The sequence below is a fragment of the Fervidobacterium pennivorans genome, assembly GCF_001644665.1.
Lineage (GTDB): Bacteria > Thermotogota > Thermotogae > Thermotogales > Fervidobacteriaceae > Fervidobacterium > Fervidobacterium ngatamarikiense.
On record NZ_CP011393.1, the window covers coordinates 1,600,997 to 1,617,966 of the forward strand.

Genomic DNA, 16,970 nt, shown 5'->3' on the forward strand with positions numbered 1-16,970 from the left:
CTAATGAAAGAGACTGACTTGATGGAACGTGTAAGTGTTTAAATGGAGGTGTTTATTTAATAAAGCGATGAATGAAATCATCATAGTTCCTACGGAAAAAGATTGTGAGATAGATGGTTATTATTATATACCAGACTATGATGTGCTTCCTTACGAGAATCTAAGCCCCTCTTGGTATGTGAGAGCTCGCCGAGTATTTGCACTCTATCTTGCGACACAAGGAAAATTAAAGGGAGTCTGTACACTGCGTTCAATTCTCCACTACGTAATGCCCCCGGAGACGTTGAAAGAGAATACGTATCTTCTCAAATTAGGAGACAGGTTTTCGGAACCTGAAAAACTGTTCGCAAAACTTGGTTATGAAAGAGTTTTTAACGTTCGCGAGGGCGGGACGTTTTCTATAAGAGGAGAGATTATTGATTATTTAGGACCCGATGGTGTACCGGTTAGAATTGAGTTATTTGGTAACGTCGTCGAGGATATACGAAAGTTTAATCTAAAGACCCAGCGTAGTGAGGAAAGTTTACAAAATGCACTTTTGCTTCCTGCACGTGAGTTCATACTTAAAGAAGAACATTTTAAATCAAATGACGAAGAGTTTTTAGAGCCTATAGAGAACCAGTTCACTGGTAAGTTTGTGAACGGAACGATACTTGATTACGGAGTAGAACTTTATATAAAAGACAAAAAGAGTGTGCTCGAACATTTCACACGCTTCGAACGAGAACTGCGCAAGTCCATGGAAGAGATGGGCCAAGATAATAGACTGAGGGATTACAAGCGCTTCGGGGTATTAGACTATGAAACGATTCTATCGAACGCCAAGGAGTTACCCTCGGAAAAAGCGTTCTTTGTTGTAAAGAAAGTTCAGGAAGAAGAATACATACCTTCGGAACCTATAATTTCAGAAGAAGAACTGCAAATAGGGGACATTGTTGTCCACAAAAAATACGGAATTGCTCGGTTCAGCGAAATCAAGAAAGTAGAGGTGAACGGTGCTCAGAGAGAGTTCTTAGTGTTGAATTTTGCGGATTCAGTTTTGTACGTGCCTATCGAAAGGATAGATTTGGTAGAAAAATATGTCGGTGATGAGGTAAATGTAAAGCTTGATTCACTTAAAAAAGGAACTTGGGCACGCAAAGTGGAGAAAGCAAGGAAAAATATAGAGCAACTTGTTCGCGAACTTGTGCTGATACACCATGCACGAAGCAACATCAAAGGGCTTTCGTTACCGGGAGATGCGGAGTTGGAGGGAGAATTTGCAAAGACGTTCCCATTTGTGGAAACACCAGACCAGTTGAATGCCATAAATGAGGTGCTTGAAGACCTTGCCAGCGAAAAACCGATGGATAGGTTACTTGTTGGGGATGCTGGCTATGGTAAAACAGAAGTAGCTATTCGCGCAATATTTAGAACAATTGTCTCCGGTAAACAAGCTGTTCTTCTCGCACCGACAACCATTTTAGCAAAGCAACATTACGATAATCTTGTAGCGAGGTTCAAACCATTTGGTATAAATGTAGCCCTCTTGAACAGGTTTTCGACAAAAAAAGAACGTGAGGAGATTTTGGAAGGTGTAAAATCAGGAAAAATTGATTTACTTGTGGGAACACACAGTGTACTCCGTGATGTGAAATTTGCAGACCTCGGTTTGGTTGTTATCGATGAAGAGCAAAAGTTTGGAGTTGAACAAAAAGAGAAATTCAAAAAGTTGCGTGTGAACGTCAATGTGCTCTCTATGAGTGCAACGCCCATTCCGAGGACCTTGCATATGGCTTTGTCTAACTTGAAAGATTTGTCTGAAATAAAAACTCCGCCACTTGGGAGAAAAGAAATACAGGTCCATATTGGCCCATTCGATGAAAGAATAGTAAGACTTGCGATACTGAGGGAGATAGGACGAGGAGGCCAGGTTATCTACGTTCATAACCGTGTTAATTCGATATACGAAGTTTATGAAAGGTTGAAGAAGTTAGTTCCCGAAGCAAATATCGTTATCGCACACGGGCAACAACCAAAGAGCGAGATGAAAAAAGCGATAGATGCGTTTTATCACAAGCATGCGGATGTGCTACTTTGCACAACGATAGTTGAAAACGGAGTAGATGTTCCCGACGCGAATACACTTATCGTAGACGATGCGCACAGATATGGACTTGCGCAGTTGTATCAACTACGTGGTAGGGTGGGCAGAAGTGATAAGATAGCCTTTGCGTACTTTTTCCATGCAAGGAACGTCAACGATAAGGTTTTAGAAAGACTTTATGCAATAAAATCATACCAAGGTCCCGGAAGCGGTATGAAGATAGCGATGAAGGATATGGAGATAAGAGGCGTAGGTGCCATCTTCGGTGTTGAACAGCACGGATTTGTGAATGACCTTGGACTTAAATACTATCTTGACCTGTTGAACGAAACGGTCATGGAATACACTGGGAAAGTCCAAAGTAAAATCGATACAGAACTCGAAGGTATTCCTGGGAGTATCGTGATACCGGAATTTTACATATACGACCCATTCGAACGTATGAGGTTTTACAGAAGAATCGCCTCGGCGACGAGTGAACAAGAGATACAAGAAATCTACGACGAGCTTGTTGATAGGTTTGGTAAAACGCCTGAAAGTGTCGAGAACCTTTTAAAATATGCACTCTTACGAATAATCTTATGGAGAAAGAACGTTGCAAAAGCTACAATCTCGGACGTAGGGCTTGTTGTTAAATTCAAAAACGGCTCCTTTGAGGAGATATCCGCAAATTACATATACAACGAGAAAGATGATGTTTACTTGTTCTTTGTTAATATAGATGAATTGATAGAACAGTCAAAGGTGGTTGTATAGGGTGTGAAGATTTTTGGGTTTGTCGTGGAGTCTTATGGGAAATACGTAAAGGTCAAAACATCCGATGGCGAGTACATAATCAAAAGTGGAAAGAAAGCACCTAAAGAAGGTGCAAAAATTGAATTGAAAGATTTCGGCATAGGTGATTACGTAGCAAAGGTTTTGGCGAAAAAACCATACAACTTTCGGGAATTGCCTAGCGTCAGGTTTGTTCAGCTTGCTGAAGAGTTGGTCGAAGGGTTAGACGTTTTGTCTAAAGAGCGTCTCATTGTTGCCATCGCGCTATTTTTAGAGGAGATTTCTAAACGAAGAGAAATAGATAAATCAATCCTTCAAAGGCTTAGAAAAGCTTTAAGACAATCCCAAGCTGTGGATTCGGCACAACAAAGCATGGAAAAGAAGGAAAGCAATGATGACCGTCAAGAATTAGAGGATTTTTTGAATTATCTGAACATTTTGTCTGGTAGATATGGTCTAATTATTAATGAAGGGATAGTATTTCTTGACAGAGAGGGTGGAACTTTTGAGGTTTTTTTGAAAGATAACCGTATCTACGGGGTGACTCAACAAAACGCAATGAGGTCGAGTGTGACGCTTTACTTTGAAAAGATTCCTGAAAACGTAACGGAGTTAGAAAAGCGTCTGAGGAATAATTTCGACGTCGTGTCTATAAAACTCGAGGCGATGCGTGATGGAACGTACGTATGATTATGAAAAATACGATGAAGATTGCACACAGAAGTTGGCTGTTGCTTTGAGATACAAACCAAAAGAAGACTATGTGCCCTTTGTTGTTGCAAAGGGCAAATGTCATTTGGCAGAAATGATAATAAAGAAGGCGATGGAAAGTAACGTGCCGATAGTGAAATCAGAAGAATTGGTCAAAGAGCTTTTCAAGCTAGATTTATTGGAGCCTATACCAGTGAAACTCTACGTTGCTGTGGCAGAGGTACTTGCATTTATCCAGCTTGGTTTGAACAAGTGAAGCGTTTTTGAGGAGGTGCGCAACCATGAGGATTACAGGTGGAAGTCCTGTCAATCTTTTGATGTTTGGAGTAGCGGTGTTTCTAATATTGACAACAGTGATATCAGTCTCTGTGTTTTCTGAACTTTCCTTTCAAATAATCATAGGCATAGGAAATGTGCCTAATATTTCTCTTGATAGTTTACCTGATTATTCGGTCTTACTCTACACAGATGAACCATTTGCTGCTGTATACATCGATGGAAAATATGCGGGTAATACCGATGTTTTTGGAAGGATTGTCGTAAAATTTGATGCAGAAGGTTATCATTCGGTTTGGATTGTTAGCTCGAACAAGTATGTTTCGTTTGACAAGATAGTGTTCTATGTTGAGAAACAACCTAAGATAGTCTATATACCTTCAACACGCTTGGGTGAACTTACGATTTTTTCAAATGTCTACCCTGTTTCCGTGTATTCCCCTAAGGGTTTTCTCTATGGTGTTGTAAAAAAAGATGGTGAAAAAGTCTTGGCACCAGTTGGACTCCAAGAACTGGTTTTTTCTTCGCCTGGATTTGAAGATATAAAGCAAAGTGTCAACGTCCAGTATGGAAAAGAGAGTCCTGTTTGGTTGAAATTCAGCCCTGTCCCATTTAATTTGGAGCTTATCGTGTCTGATAAATTCTCACCGAATGGGGATTGGACTGACGATGAGTGCATTATCAAAATATACTCATCAAGGCCAGCAAGCGGAAGTATTCAAATTGTGGATAATTCTGGTATAATTGTATATGAAAAGCCTTTAAAAATTGATGCCGGCACAACACAACTAAAATGGGATGGAAAGGGTTATCCAGACGGTGTTTATACCGTCAAAGTTTCGTTATCAGATGGTTTGACAACAATTCAAAAAGAGGCAAGAACGATTATAGATAATTCTGTCTACACCTATGCAAAGGAGATCACAATAACAATACTACTTCTTATGACAGCGCTCATTACTTACCTCACGTTGATTGGAAAATAATAGTTAAGAAGTAAAATTTGCAAGGAGAGGTGTATAAGTGTGATAACATACGAGCAAAAACAACGAATCGAAGAACTTAAGAAAAAGTTCGACGATATTATTGAGGTCTTCCACCCCGAGGATAAAAAAGCGAAACTTAAAGAACTAGAAGAAGAGAGTTTAAAACCTGATTTTTGGAATGACCAAAAAAGGGCACAACAAGTCAATAGAGAGATACAAAGGACAAGGAAGATAATCGAAGATATGGAGCGTATCAAAGCGCTTTTCGAAGACATAGAAGTGGGTATAGAACTTTCCGAAGAAGACCCATCGATGCAGGAACACTTAGAAGATATGATAGAAGAAGTAGCAAAAAAAATAAGGGAATTCGAGCTTGAGATGATTCTCAACGGGAAATTCGATGCTTCGAATGCATACCTTTCTATTCACCCAGGTGCCGGTGGAACTGAGTCTCAGGACTGGGCCTCTATGTTGTTGAGAATGTATATGCGCTGGGCTGAAAGGAAAGGCTATGATGTGGAGATAGTCGATTATCAAGAAGGTGAGGAAGCGGGAATAAAGAGTGCAACACTATACATTAAGGGCGATTTCGCATACGGATATTTGAAGTACGAGCGTGGAGTACATAGGCTTGTGAGGATTTCACCGTTTGATGCTAACAAAAGAAGACACACATCATTTGCTTCTGTTAACGTGCTTCCAGAAATAGAAGATGATATTGACATCGAGATTAAACCAGAAGATTTAAGGATTGACACATACAGAGCAAGTGGTGCTGGTGGTCAGTATGTAAACAAGACTGAATCTGCCGTAAGAATTACACACTTACCAACAGGTATCGTTGTAACATGTCAAACGGAAAGGTCACAGCTCCAAAATAGAGAAACTGCAATGAAGATGTTGAAAGCTAGGTTGTACCAACTTGAGCTTGAAAAAAGAAGAAAGCAGATAGAACAAATTCAGGGCGAATTGAAAGACATTAGCTGGGGTAACCAAATTAGATCCTACGTCTTCCATCCATACACTATGGTGAAAGACCACAGAACAGATGTAGAAACGGGAAACATTGAAGCTGTGATGGATGGAGATATTGACATGTTCATAGAAGCTGAGTTGGTTTATTATGCAAAATTGGGTTTGAACGAATAGTGAAGTTTTCTCTTAATAAGACCAAAGGGGTGGGGCATGTGAACAGACCTAAGGTGTTTGTTGTTACATCAGGGAAAGGTGGTGTGGGCAAAACAACCTTCACCGCAAATCTTGGTTGTACATTAGCCAAGATGGGAGAAAGAGTGTGCTTGATTGATGCTGACATAGGTTTGAAGAACCTGGATGTAGTCTTAGGACTGGAAAATAGGATTATTTACACATCTTTTGATGTCGTAAACGGGACTGTTTCAGCCAAGGAAGCGCTCGTCAAACACAAGCAATTGAAAAACCTCTATTTACTTGCAGCTTCTCAAGTTGCTACAAAAGAGATGATGTCACCAGAAGACATGAAGCGAATAGTTCAAGAGTTGTACGATGACTTCGATTTCATACTCATCGATTCGCCTGCTGGTATAGAACGGGGTTTCAGGAATTCTGTTGCACCAGCTGAGGCAGCATTCATTGTGACCACGCCGGAGCTACCAGCGATTTCGGATGCAGACAGAGTTATCGGATTGCTTGAAAACTATGGATTTTCTGAAGACAAGATGTACATCGTCCTGAACAAATTTAAACCTCACATGGCTAAACGTGGTGAGATGCTCGATAAGAGTGATGTTGAAAAAGCTTTGGCAATGAGGATAATAGGCGTAATACCTGACTCCGAAGAGGTAATCATAGCAACAAACAAAGGTATACCAGTTGTTCTTGAAGATGGTGTTGTTATAGGTAGAAGTTTTGAAAATATCGTCAAGAGAATCAAGGGGGAAGAGGTACCTATAGAGGAAGATCTCAAAGGTGCCTCTAAGGGGTTCTTAGCTTCATTACTTTCTGTGTTTAAGAAGAGGTGATTGTGATGTGGATTATCGATATATTCAGAAAGAAAAAGCACAAAAATACAAAATCACCTAAAGAGGAAGCGGCAGAAAGACTCGAAACAATGCTCACAAGAAGAAGAGAGATTGTCAAGATGATACCTGTGGAAGAGTTTGAGGCAAACTCTGAAGAAATTAAATATGCCGTTATTGAAACGATTTCAAGGAAGTTCAACATACCACCGGAGAAGGTAAAAGTGGATTATCACGAGCAGAATGGATATATTGTGATCGTGACGAATGTTAATTTCAAATAGTTCAAAAGTTAGCAACCAAGCGAGGCGAAATGGCTTGAAAAGGGCAGTATTGGTTTCTGTAATAGTTGCCATGGTACTTATCTTATCTAGCTGTGCTTATCTGCTCAGCAATTTTCTGTCTGGAACAGGTAAGCAGGTCTATACGTTTTATTTTTACGTTAATGGGCTTCCAAAAGAGGTTTTGGGGATGCTACAGGATATAGACTCCGCAGGTGGTCTGGTTATATCATCGATTGAACATGAAGCAACGATGACTCTTGAAAATCCTTTCAAAGTCTCAAAATTGTCTTCGTACATTTTTGGTGATACGCTTGGTAAGTATGATATACCTACAACATCAAAAGAAAATTTGGATTTTTCATCAAAACTAGCGATAACTTTTTCCACAGATACAACTCTTCCTGCCACTACAGTTGCTATAAACTTTCCAAACAGAAGTTACGACATAAGGGGAGCTAACGAATTTTACATAATTTACGATTTCACTAGTGAGAGTTCTGAAGTTAAATTCTTGAAAAAAGTTAACGGTTACATCTTTGAAATTCGAACAAAGGCTCGTGAGTTTGTTGAAGTTTACGATATCAACTCTGGGAGAAGTTACAAGATGTTCACAGAAAATGTTTCGGGGACATTCAAGGCATTTTTCGTTGCTGAAAGGGGTAAGACTTACACATTCAAAGCTGTCGAACGGGGGCTACAACAGACAAAAGATGCACCTTCCTATTCTGATAAGGACACTGAAGTTGTTGATTTAACTGGAACAAGCTCTATGTAAATGTCTAAGTGTGTAACTTTTTTCAATCCGTTTCTTCCGAGGTGTTGGCATTTGAAAGTAAAAAGTAGGAAAGAAAAGAGAGAAGATAACATACTCCTTGTGCTTTTCATTATTATATTCATCATTTTCCTAGCGTATTTTCTAACTAGTCTTTTACGCTATATAATGATATCGAAAGAACTTCGAGAATTAAAGCGTGCTTACGAGGCTGAGAAAGAGCAGATTGCTGATAAAGAAAGGACATTACAAAAGTTGAAAGATTTGGTAGAAGCAAGTGATACCACCAACAACAAGATTTCCGGTAATAAGTCAAGAGGAGAAAAAATAGAAAAATAAAAAACCTAGTCAACACTTTGACTTTCAATAACTTAATATTTCACTTTCATTCTTCACATACTTGATTTCGTTCTTTTTACCTATTTCATCGGTACATACGGTACGTTGTTCTTTAGTAAATAATACACTAAATTTACTAATTTCCTTGCAGTTAATATTAGCGCTCTCATGTGTTTGTGTGTTGTTGCTTCTGCGTACTTTTTGCGATAATATTCTTTGTATACAGGATCGTATGTCTTTACTCCGTTCGCTGCCATTACTAGGTATGTTCTTAGATACTTGTTCCCTTTTTTCGTTAGTTGGTTGTTTTCTGATTTGTAATTTCCACTTTGATTGATTGTCCATACAAGCCCTGCGTATGATGCTAACGCTGAGGCTTTTTCGAAACGATTGATGTCTCCTATTTCGGCTATAATTCCAGCTGCAGTTATTTCTCCTATCCCTTTGACTGTTGTTAGTGTGTTCGAAATTACTTTAAGTAATTTACTTATTTCTTTCTTTACTAGTTCGATTTGTTTTTCATAGTGCTGTATCAAATCGATAGTGGAAACAATAGATATTCTCAGAGTGTTTGAAGGATTAACAGACAACCTCAAGGCATCTTTAGCAAGAGTTTGGAGTTTTTCTGCTAAGACTTGTGAAGAGACATTGTGTCTGGAAATTTTCGCAATATATTCAAATAACTCTTCAATTGGCATGTTTGCGATTTCTTCGATTGTATAATCTTTAAGCAGGCATTCGAAAGTCTTATTTAGTTTAAAGTCAAGTTTAGGGAAATAAAGAGAAACATACGAATAGAGCCTAAGTTTCAATCGAGCGATATCTTCGTTGAACTTTAAATAAAGTCTGGTGAGATTACGAAGCTCAGAGATGATATATGAGTTATTGACAAAAGGGACTAAAGACTCAGGAAATTTAGAAGCGATAGAGAAAATAAGTTCAGCATCGATTTTGTCAGTTTTAGGACGATTGAGAATTTTGCGATAGAGCTTAATGTTATCAGTTTTAACCCAAAAGACAGGTACGTTGTTTTGAAAGAAGAAGTTAGCGACATTAAAAGAAAAAACACCAGTTGATTCAAGGACAAGAGAAAAATCGGAAGAAGAAGCAAAAGCTTTGTTAAAAAGTTCAACAATACCTTGAGGAGAGTTCTCAACAGTCCCACTACCGATGAAATCAGAAAAGAAAGAAAGATAGTTCTTTGAGACATCAATAGCTAAAATAGCCAAAGGAATCACCTCCGGATTGAGTACAGCCTTACAACCTCGCGGTACATAAGAAAACGAGGCAAAACATTTTCCGGCAAGTAAAAAGCTGTACTCTAGTTAGGCAATCTTATTTAAGAGAACAAAGTCTCAAGGAGGGGCAACCTGAAACTATTTTACCAGAGGTGTTAAAAAATATGCATTCAATTTTCAAAGACCAATTTTAATTTTTACCGAACTTATTATACGAGGAGGTTGACGAAACACAGAATGGTCAGTGACAATTCAATGGACATAGTAAGTCGAGAACGAAACGAGTCCAAAAACGAAGATTATGCAGTAGTAATCACTACTTCACATACCCCATCAAAAGAGGCTGTGGAGTTAGCAAAGAAACTTTCGCAAGATTTTGGTATCCCTTATTACAACCGAAGGCATTTGTCTGAAAGGGTAAAGGAAGGTAAGGTAAAAGTTTACTACGTTGTTGACAACAATCTCCAGCTTTCAGTAGTTACACCAACTGGTAGGTTATTTTTCCATCCAGGAATGGCGAAGATAAGGATGGAAAATTACAAAAGAGATGGGAAAGACTTACTTTTGGAAGCATTAAAGCCTTCTTCGGAAGATATCATTTACGACGCAACGTTTGGATTAGGAATGGATGCAGTATTTATGGCACATTTTGTTAAACAAGTTATTGGAACAGAAGTGTCAGCGCATATTTACAGAGTGGTTTCCTACGGACTTAGCAAATATCAATCAAAAGAAGAATGGATAAACATAGCGATAAAGAAGATAGTTTTGTTCAACGAAGATATGAAAAGCTTTATGAAAAAGCAATCCGATAAGTCCTTTGATATAGTTTACTGTGACCCAATGTTTGAAAACCCTGTGTATGAAAGTTCGGCCCTCAATCCGCTTAGACCGTTAGCAAGTTACGATACGTTAGACACATCGACTGTTAAAGAGATGGTAAGGATTGCAAGAAAAAGAATAGTTATCAAAACTCTTATAAAAGATAGTTTATTGGAAAGACTTGCCGTGAAGTTTGATAGGGTAATCACTAGCAAGCGAAGTGGATTAGTATATGCATGTGTCGATTTGGACAAATAAAACAAAAGCTTTAAGAAAGTGAGGAGGTCACAGATTGCTATGGGATTTTTCGACAAGCTAAAAGAAGGCCTTAAAAAAAGTAGAGAGGCATTTTTTAATAAAATAGGTCAGATACTAAAGACAAAGAGATTTGACAGAGAGACACGTGATGAAATCGAAGAGTTGTTGATTCTTGCAGATGTAGGAGTGGAAGCTACTGAATATATCCTTGAAAGACTCGAAGAGATGAAACCAGAAGATGCTTTTGAAGCTTTAAAGGAAATTTTAATTGAAATTCTTTCAAAGGACAACAAACTCTATATTCCTTATGAAAAGCCTTTTGTGATAAGCATGGTTGGAGTAAATGGTTCAGGAAAGACAACAACGTGCGGAAAACTGGCGTATATGTTTAGAAGCGAAGGTAAACAAGTTGTGCTCGGTGCGTGTGATACGTTCAGGGCAGCTGCTATAGACCAACTGAAGGTTTGGGCGGAAAGAAGTGGAGCAACGTTTATTGCACATATGGAAGGTGCCGATGCAGGCGCTGTAGCATACGATGCTGTTAATCATGCTATTTCTAAAGGAAAAGATGTGGTCATTCTCGACACAGCGGGTAGATTACACAACAAAAAGCACCTTATGGACGAACTCCAAAAAGTTCACAGAGTAGTTCAAAAGCTTGTTCCGGCGGCACCACATGAAGTGCTCTTGGTTATGGATGCTGTAACTGGGCAAAATGGATTACAGCAAGCGAAAATATTTAAAGAAGTTGTTAACGTCACGGGTATCGTACTCACAAAACTTGATGGAACAGCAAAAGGTGGAATTGCAATAGCCATCGCAAAGGAACTTGGAATACCCATTAAATTCATAGGTATAGGTGAAAGGATTGAAGATTTGAAGCCATTTAATGCAAAAGATTTCGTGGAGGCTTTGTTGGCAGGAGATGAAATCAGTGAATCAACTCCCGCAAGTGTATGACAAAAGGTACAAGTGTCCCATTTGTTCAAATATCACAGTTTCAAAAAAAGTCTTTACAGACAGGATAAAGATAAAAAGTTACGACGAGGATATGAAGCCAAACTATGAGGGTGTTAATCCTCTCTTGTATTCTGTAGTCGTTTGTTCTGGATGCTTTTATGCCGCGTTAGAACAAGATTTTGAACATCAGGTATCTCCTATTTACATGGATGAAGTAAGAAAGGTTCAAAATGAAATCAAAATACCAGAAGGTATTTCATTTTCACAAGAGCGTGACCACAAAACTGCAATATTTGCTTATGCACTTGCAACCTTGTTTTATAACGCGAAAAAACAGCCTTGCCGAGTAGCAGAGATGTATTTAAGAATGGCTTGGCTTTACCGGGAGATTTCAGACAAAGATAATGAGTTAAAAGCGCTTGCAAGAGCTTTGGTGTATTTTGAGGAGTGCTACACAAAAACAAATCTTGATACTGAAAAAGAACCTATGGTACTGTTCTACCTGGGAGAGATATCGTATAAGCTTGGAAAAATTGAAGATGCTACAAAATGGTTTTCAACGCTTGTTACAAACCATAGGAACGTAAACTCTTTTTATGTCAAGGCAGGGAGAGATAGATGGCAGAGTATAAGAGGAGAAATAAAATAACATTAGATACGCGAAAGAGCACTTCTATATTTTTGTTTTTGCCACTCCTGTTGCTTTTGTTCTTGACACACTCGTGTATGCCTTTGGGAAATTATTTAGAGTTATCTTTGCAAGTTAAGAATATTGAGGAAAGGGTTGAGAAACTCGAAAAATCAGGAATATCGCCGAATATTTCCGATTCACAAATACAACAAACTCAGCAATTGCAAACGCAGTTGTCTCAAGTCAAAAATTCGGTCGTTAGACTCGAAAAGTCTGTGACAGAGCTGCAAGCAAAGGTTACATCGATTGAAGGCGTTCAGGAGGTTTTGGAGAAGCTTTCAAAAAGGGTAGAAAAGGTAGAATCATCAAACGCTAGTAACGCAAATTCTATAAATGATTTATCGAAGAAAATTGCCACCGTCGAGAAGAATAATAGTACTATTCAAGGAAAAATTGCTAGCTTTGAGAATCAGTTGAAACAAATTGAAAACCTACAAAAAAGTGTAGATTCACTTGCCGCTCAAGTAAGAAATATTCAGCAGAATATGCCACAGAAAATAAGTCAGAGTGATATTGAATTTTTAAGGCAGTTACAACAGCAAATAAACGAGATAAAAACAGCTATTCAGAACATAGACCCGGCAACACTTCTAAAATTAAACACAGGCTATATCTACTATATTGTGAAAGCCGGAGACACGCTTTCATCGATTGCTTCTGCTTACAAAGTAGACTTGAATACACTTACAAGTATAAACAACTTAAAGGATCCTTCGAAACTCTCTGTTGGGCAATTGATTAAGATTCCTGTTGATGATCCAAAAAACTATGTACGCGTTCCTGTAAAAATACAGCCTACGGATATACTCTCATACCATGGTCAGGAAAGAAACGGTGGCAAGACCATTGGGATGGATATCTACGCAAAAGGCAAGGACATATACCCAATTCTACCAGGTAAAGTCTTGAGCGTTAGCGATAACACAGTAACAATCGACCACGGAAATATGATATTGGCAGTATACGGAGGAATTAACACTTCACTAAAACCAGGTAGTTTCGTTACAATTGACAAACCCATCGGGCAGTGTATTGATGTCTTTCATTTCGAGCTCTACATAGAGGGTGAACCAAGAGATCCCCTAAGATTGTTCACGGAATACAAGGGAGTCTTTACTGTGACTTTTTACTCCGAGTGGGATGACGGCAAAGTTCCAACACATCCCACATTTAGGATTGCACGGAATGGAAGAGTGCCTCAGCAGTTCTTAACGATAGCAGTCGACCCTTCGGTAATCCCACTTGGCTCGCTTGTTTATATCCCAACGTTGGCTAATGTGGTTTTTATTGCTGAGGATACAGGCAGTGCAATAAAAGGTAATAGAATAGATGTTTACGTGAGTGACGTAAGACTTGCGCTTAACAATGGAATTACTCCACATCCTGTTTATATAATCAGACCAGATTTGAATAACTGAAAGAACTGAAAGAGCTGGAAGAACTGGAAGAACTGGATATATTAAACAAGAGGAAGGGTGAGATATTGGCCATCACAATGAAGAGTGAGTACGCAATAAAGATAATGATACTAATCGGCTTGGAAAATAGACGTGTCTGTGCACGTGAGTTAGTGAAAAAATGCAGGGCAAAATTACCACTTGAATTTGCTGAAAAGATTTTGGCAGACCTTGCAAGGAATGGTATTCTGAAGGCTTACAGAGGCAGGGGCGGAGGCTACGAACTGGCAAGAGACACTGAAGAAATAACGGTTTACGATATAGTTACGGCAGTTGACAACCCGACCGATGCTATCAAGTGCTTTGTCGATGTAGTTCCAGAGCAAGAGAGTCCAGAGACTTGCACAGTTAGTAAAATATGGGAAATTGTTTTAGGAAAGATGGAAGATACGCTTAGAAGCATAAAACTCAAAGATTTGATAGAAGACTACAAAGCGAGGTGCAAAATTTGAACGTTGAAATAAAGAAAAAAGGTGTCAAAGTTGGCGTACTGCTCAGCGGAGGTGTTGATAGCGCAGTTGCTTTGTATTTGCTTTTAGAAGAAGGATACGATGTTACAGCTTACCACATGAAGACTGTTAGAGATGAACTCTACATAACCAAACAGATAAAACACAAAGTTTGTTGTAGTCCTTCAGATACGTTCGATGCACAGATGATAGCAAAAAAATTTGGAGTTCCGTTTAAAATAATTCATGTTGAAGATATTTTCAAAGAAAGGATAATTAATTATTTCATAAACGAAAATTTGATAGGAAGAACCCCCAATCCGTGCTTTTTCTGCAATGAGTACATAAAATTCGGTGCAGTGATGGATGTTGCACTAAGTGATGGAATGGAATATGTAGCTTCCGGACACTACGCAAGGATAATAGATGGGAAACTTTACAAAGCCGTTGATGAAAGTAAAGACCAGTCGTACTTTTTAGCTTCAATAAAAAAAGAAAAGTTGAGAAGGATTATTCTTCCGAATGGGTATTACACGAAAGAAGAAATAAGAAAAATCGCTCAACAACAAGGCATACATGTGGCGCAGAAGATAGATTCCCAAGATTTGTGCTTCTTACCGGATAACGATTTGAAAGGCTTCTTTAGGGATTTAGGCATAGACGTCAAACCGGGGAACATAATTACAACAGATGGCAGGATTATTGGAAAACACGAGGGATTACCATTTTACACAATAGGACAGAGAAAACTTGGTATAGCTGCTGGAAGCAAATTTTACGTGAGGGCAAAGAATGTTGACGGCAATTTTATATTAGTTGCCCCTATTGATGAGTTATACGACAAACATATGGTTGTTTCCAATTTGAATGTCTATGACGATTATTTACCAAATGAATTCCGGGCTAGCGTAAAGATTCGCAAAAAGTTCAAGGAAGTTGGGTGTACAGTCCAATACAAAGATGAAAATGGTGGAAAACTATTTGTAACATTCGACGAACCTACATTTGCTGTAACTCCAGGTCAAATTGCGGTTTTCTACGACGGACCAAGGGTTATCTGTGCAGGGGTAATTGAATCAGGAAAATAAAAACTTATTTCTAACAAGTTAGAAATCCAAAAAGCTAATGTAGGAGGGGATTTCCTTGATAGAGGTTATGATATCCAATGAACAAATCAGACAGCGTGTAAAAGAACTTGGAAAAGAAATTACGGACTACTACAAGGACAAAACCGATACATTGCATGCAGTTTGTGTTCTTAAGGGGTCTATACACTTTTTTAGCGAGTTAGTGCAGAACATAGATATGAACGTAGAATATTCATTCATCCAGGTTTCAAGCTACTCTGGAGTTTCATCAACCGGACGTATCAGAGTGAAAAGCTGGATAGATGAACCAATAGAAGGTAGACACGTTATAGTAGTTGAGGACATTCTCGACACCGGGCTAACACTTTCATACATACTGGAGTATTTGAAAAGGTATCGCCCAGCCGATTTAAAAGTAGTGACCCTATTGAAAAAACTTGGTAGGACCCCTCAGGTTATTCCTGATTTTGTAGGCTTTGAAATCGAGGATAAATTTGTCATTGGTTATGGACTTGATTACAACGAAAGATACAGAAACCTTCCATACATAGGTTGGGTCAAGGGAGATATAAAGTGATATGAAGAATGTCCTTTATGTTTTTGTAATATTCATAGGTGTAGCTGCCGCGCTCTTTGTTTCCACAATATGGATAGAAATGTTTTTGAGGATGTTTTTTATCCCCACTGAGGACCCTGTTAACATCTTAGTTCTTGGGTTGGATAAAGACATTGGTGGGACAAGACGAACCGATGTTATACTTGTAGCTAGTGTAGACCTTGAAAAAAAGAAGATGATAATTTCGAGTATTCCGAGGGATTTGATGATTGATGGTAAGAAGATTAACTCCTACTATCAATCAGAAGGGCTAGAAAAGTTTAAAAAGAGAATCGAACAATTAACAGGAATAACAATAAAGAGGTATTTTATCGTTGATTACGACATTTTCAAATTCCTTGGCGACGAACTTGGACCAATTGAGATATTCGTCGATAGGCCCATGCATTACAAAGACGTAGCGCAAAATTTGGAAATCGACTTCACGCCTGGTTATTACAAAATGAAGGGAAAGGAATTACTCGCCTACCTGCGTTTCAGAAAAACAGCCGAAGGAGACATAGGAAGGCTGGACAAACAGCGGGTAATAATAGAAAAGCTTGCCCAGAAAGCCTTACAGAAAAACGTATTTGCTTTAACGGAACTGTATAGAGAAATCAAAAAACGCACGGAATTCAATATGGAAATAGGGGAAGTTGTTTACATCTTTTCAAAAGTGAAAAACAACTTCCAAATTGAAAGCGTCCCATTTCCATTTTACATAGCAGAAGACGGTAATTTATACATCGATGAATCTAAGATAGAAGAATACCGAGCGAGTTTTGCAACTAGGCAAAAGAGGTTAGAGGAAAGATACAGGTACTACGTTGTAAACAATACTAAGAACAGAACAGCCGGCTTTGGTGAGAAAATTGGGAATCTCTTCTCTTCGAAAGGTTACAAACCAAACAACATTTTTTACGAAGGAGTAGACGTAGATATAAAGAAAAATGCGGTTTTGATATTAAGGAAAAACGAAGGACTGAAAAAATTTGTTGATAAACTTTTGACAGATGTATTCTCTGAAACGGAATTCGAAGTTGTATACGTCGAAGACAGGCTTGATTATATTTCTAAATACCTCGCGATTATAAGTGAATTAACAAAGACTGGTAAGAAAGTTGTCTTTCCAATAGATTTCATAATAATTTTAGCTGGAGATTTGAAAATTTAGCAAAGTTAAAAAC

The 16,970-nt window shown here is 38.5% G+C and carries 18 protein-coding genes; 17 read left to right on the forward strand and 1 reads right to left on the reverse strand.

The window, feature by feature from the left end; genetic code table 11:
- Window positions 1-67: 67 nt before the first annotated feature.
- From JM64_RS07430 to JM64_RS07470, 9 genes are read left to right on the forward strand one after another with little or no spacing between them, the layout of a single operon-like run.
- Window positions 68-2,842, forward strand: a complete 2,775-nt coding sequence (locus JM64_RS07430; RefSeq protein ID WP_064012098.1) for a DEAD/DEAH box helicase — start codon at window positions 68-70, stop codon at window positions 2,840-2,842.
- Window positions 2,843-2,845: 3 nt separating this feature from the next.
- Window positions 2,846-3,550 carry a hypothetical protein gene (locus JM64_RS07435; protein WP_064012099.1) on the forward strand — a complete coding sequence of 235 codons (705 nt, stop codon included), beginning with the start codon at window positions 2,846-2,848 and terminating at the stop codon, window positions 3,548-3,550.
- Entirely contained in the window at window positions 3,534-3,827 is a 294-nt protein-coding gene (locus tag JM64_RS07440; protein ID WP_064012100.1) for an EscU/YscU/HrcU family type III secretion system export apparatus switch protein, read from the forward strand. Before JM64_RS07435 ends, JM64_RS07440 begins: the two co-directional genes overlap by 17 nt.
- Window positions 3,828-3,852: 25 nt before the next feature.
- Window positions 3,853-4,833 carry a hypothetical protein gene (locus tag JM64_RS07445; protein ID WP_064012101.1) on the forward strand — a complete coding sequence of 327 codons (981 nt, stop codon included), beginning with the start codon at window positions 3,853-3,855 and terminating at the stop codon, window positions 4,831-4,833.
- A 39-nt stretch (window positions 4,834-4,872) separates the two neighbouring features.
- Complete coding sequence (gene prfB / locus JM64_RS07450; RefSeq protein ID WP_064012102.1) at window positions 4,873-5,982, forward strand: peptide chain release factor 2; 1,110 nt, start codon at window positions 4,873-4,875, stop codon at window positions 5,980-5,982.
- 38 nt (window positions 5,983-6,020) lie between these two features.
- Window positions 6,021-6,833 (forward strand): septum site-determining protein MinD, encoded by an 813-nt coding sequence (gene minD / locus JM64_RS07455; protein WP_064012103.1) that lies wholly within the window; start codon window positions 6,021-6,023, stop codon window positions 6,831-6,833.
- Window positions 6,834-6,838: 5 nt separating this feature from the next.
- Window positions 6,839-7,114, forward strand: coding sequence for a trigger factor (locus JM64_RS07460; protein ID WP_014452511.1), 276 nt, complete (start codon window positions 6,839-6,841; stop codon window positions 7,112-7,114).
- 34 nt (window positions 7,115-7,148) lie between these two features.
- On the forward strand, window positions 7,149-7,889 hold the full coding sequence (locus tag JM64_RS07465) for a hypothetical protein (protein ID WP_064012104.1): 741 nt from the start codon (window positions 7,149-7,151) through the stop codon (window positions 7,887-7,889).
- A gap of 51 nt (window positions 7,890-7,940) precedes the next feature.
- Entirely contained in the window at window positions 7,941-8,225 is a 285-nt protein-coding gene (locus tag JM64_RS07470) for a hypothetical protein (RefSeq protein ID WP_064012105.1), read from the forward strand.
- An 80-nt stretch (window positions 8,226-8,305) separates the two neighbouring features.
- On the opposite strand, the gene JM64_RS07475 is transcribed toward JM64_RS07470, so the two are convergent.
- Complete coding sequence (locus JM64_RS07475) at window positions 8,306-9,454, reverse strand: IS110 family RNA-guided transposase (protein ID WP_011994508.1); 1,149 nt, start codon at window positions 9,452-9,454, stop codon at window positions 8,306-8,308.
- Window positions 9,455-9,700: 246 nt separating this feature from the next.
- On the opposite strand from JM64_RS07475, the gene JM64_RS07480 reads away from it, so the two are divergent.
- The 8 genes from JM64_RS07480 (at window position 9,701) to JM64_RS07515 (ending at window position 16,957) form a co-directional block, all read left to right on the forward strand.
- The gene (locus tag JM64_RS07480) at window positions 9,701-10,543 is read left to right on the forward strand and encodes a class I SAM-dependent methyltransferase (RefSeq protein ID WP_231882325.1); all 843 of its coding nucleotides are present in this window, start codon (window positions 9,701-9,703) and stop codon (window positions 10,541-10,543) included.
- Window positions 10,544-10,582: 39 nt separating this feature from the next.
- The gene (ftsY, locus tag JM64_RS07485; RefSeq protein WP_064012106.1) at window positions 10,583-11,503 is read left to right on the forward strand and encodes a signal recognition particle-docking protein FtsY; all 921 of its coding nucleotides are present in this window, start codon (window positions 10,583-10,585) and stop codon (window positions 11,501-11,503) included.
- Window positions 11,469-12,152, forward strand: coding sequence for a DUF2225 domain-containing protein (locus JM64_RS07490; RefSeq protein ID WP_064012107.1), 684 nt, complete (start codon window positions 11,469-11,471; stop codon window positions 12,150-12,152). Before ftsY ends, JM64_RS07490 begins: the two co-directional genes overlap by 35 nt.
- Window positions 12,122-13,612 (forward strand): 3D domain-containing protein, encoded by a 1,491-nt coding sequence (locus tag JM64_RS07495; protein ID WP_064012108.1) that lies wholly within the window; start codon window positions 12,122-12,124, stop codon window positions 13,610-13,612. Before JM64_RS07490 ends, JM64_RS07495 begins: the two co-directional genes overlap by 31 nt.
- Window positions 13,613-13,677: 65 nt before the next feature.
- Window positions 13,678-14,103 carry an RrF2 family transcriptional regulator gene (locus JM64_RS07500; RefSeq protein ID WP_064012109.1) on the forward strand — a complete coding sequence of 142 codons (426 nt, stop codon included), beginning with the start codon at window positions 13,678-13,680 and terminating at the stop codon, window positions 14,101-14,103.
- Window positions 14,100-15,188 (forward strand): tRNA 2-thiouridine(34) synthase MnmA, encoded by a 1,089-nt coding sequence (gene mnmA, locus JM64_RS07505; RefSeq protein WP_082868352.1) that lies wholly within the window; start codon window positions 14,100-14,102, stop codon window positions 15,186-15,188. Before JM64_RS07500 ends, mnmA begins: the two co-directional genes overlap by 4 nt.
- Window positions 15,189-15,243: 55 nt before the next feature.
- On the forward strand, window positions 15,244-15,765 hold the full coding sequence (gene hpt / locus JM64_RS07510; protein WP_156487925.1) for a hypoxanthine phosphoribosyltransferase: 522 nt from the start codon (window positions 15,244-15,246) through the stop codon (window positions 15,763-15,765).
- A 1-nt stretch (window position 15,766) separates the two neighbouring features.
- On the forward strand, window positions 15,767-16,957 hold the full coding sequence (locus JM64_RS07515) for an LCP family protein (protein ID WP_064012110.1): 1,191 nt from the start codon (window positions 15,767-15,769) through the stop codon (window positions 16,955-16,957).
- Window positions 16,958-16,970: the final 13 nt, after the last annotated feature.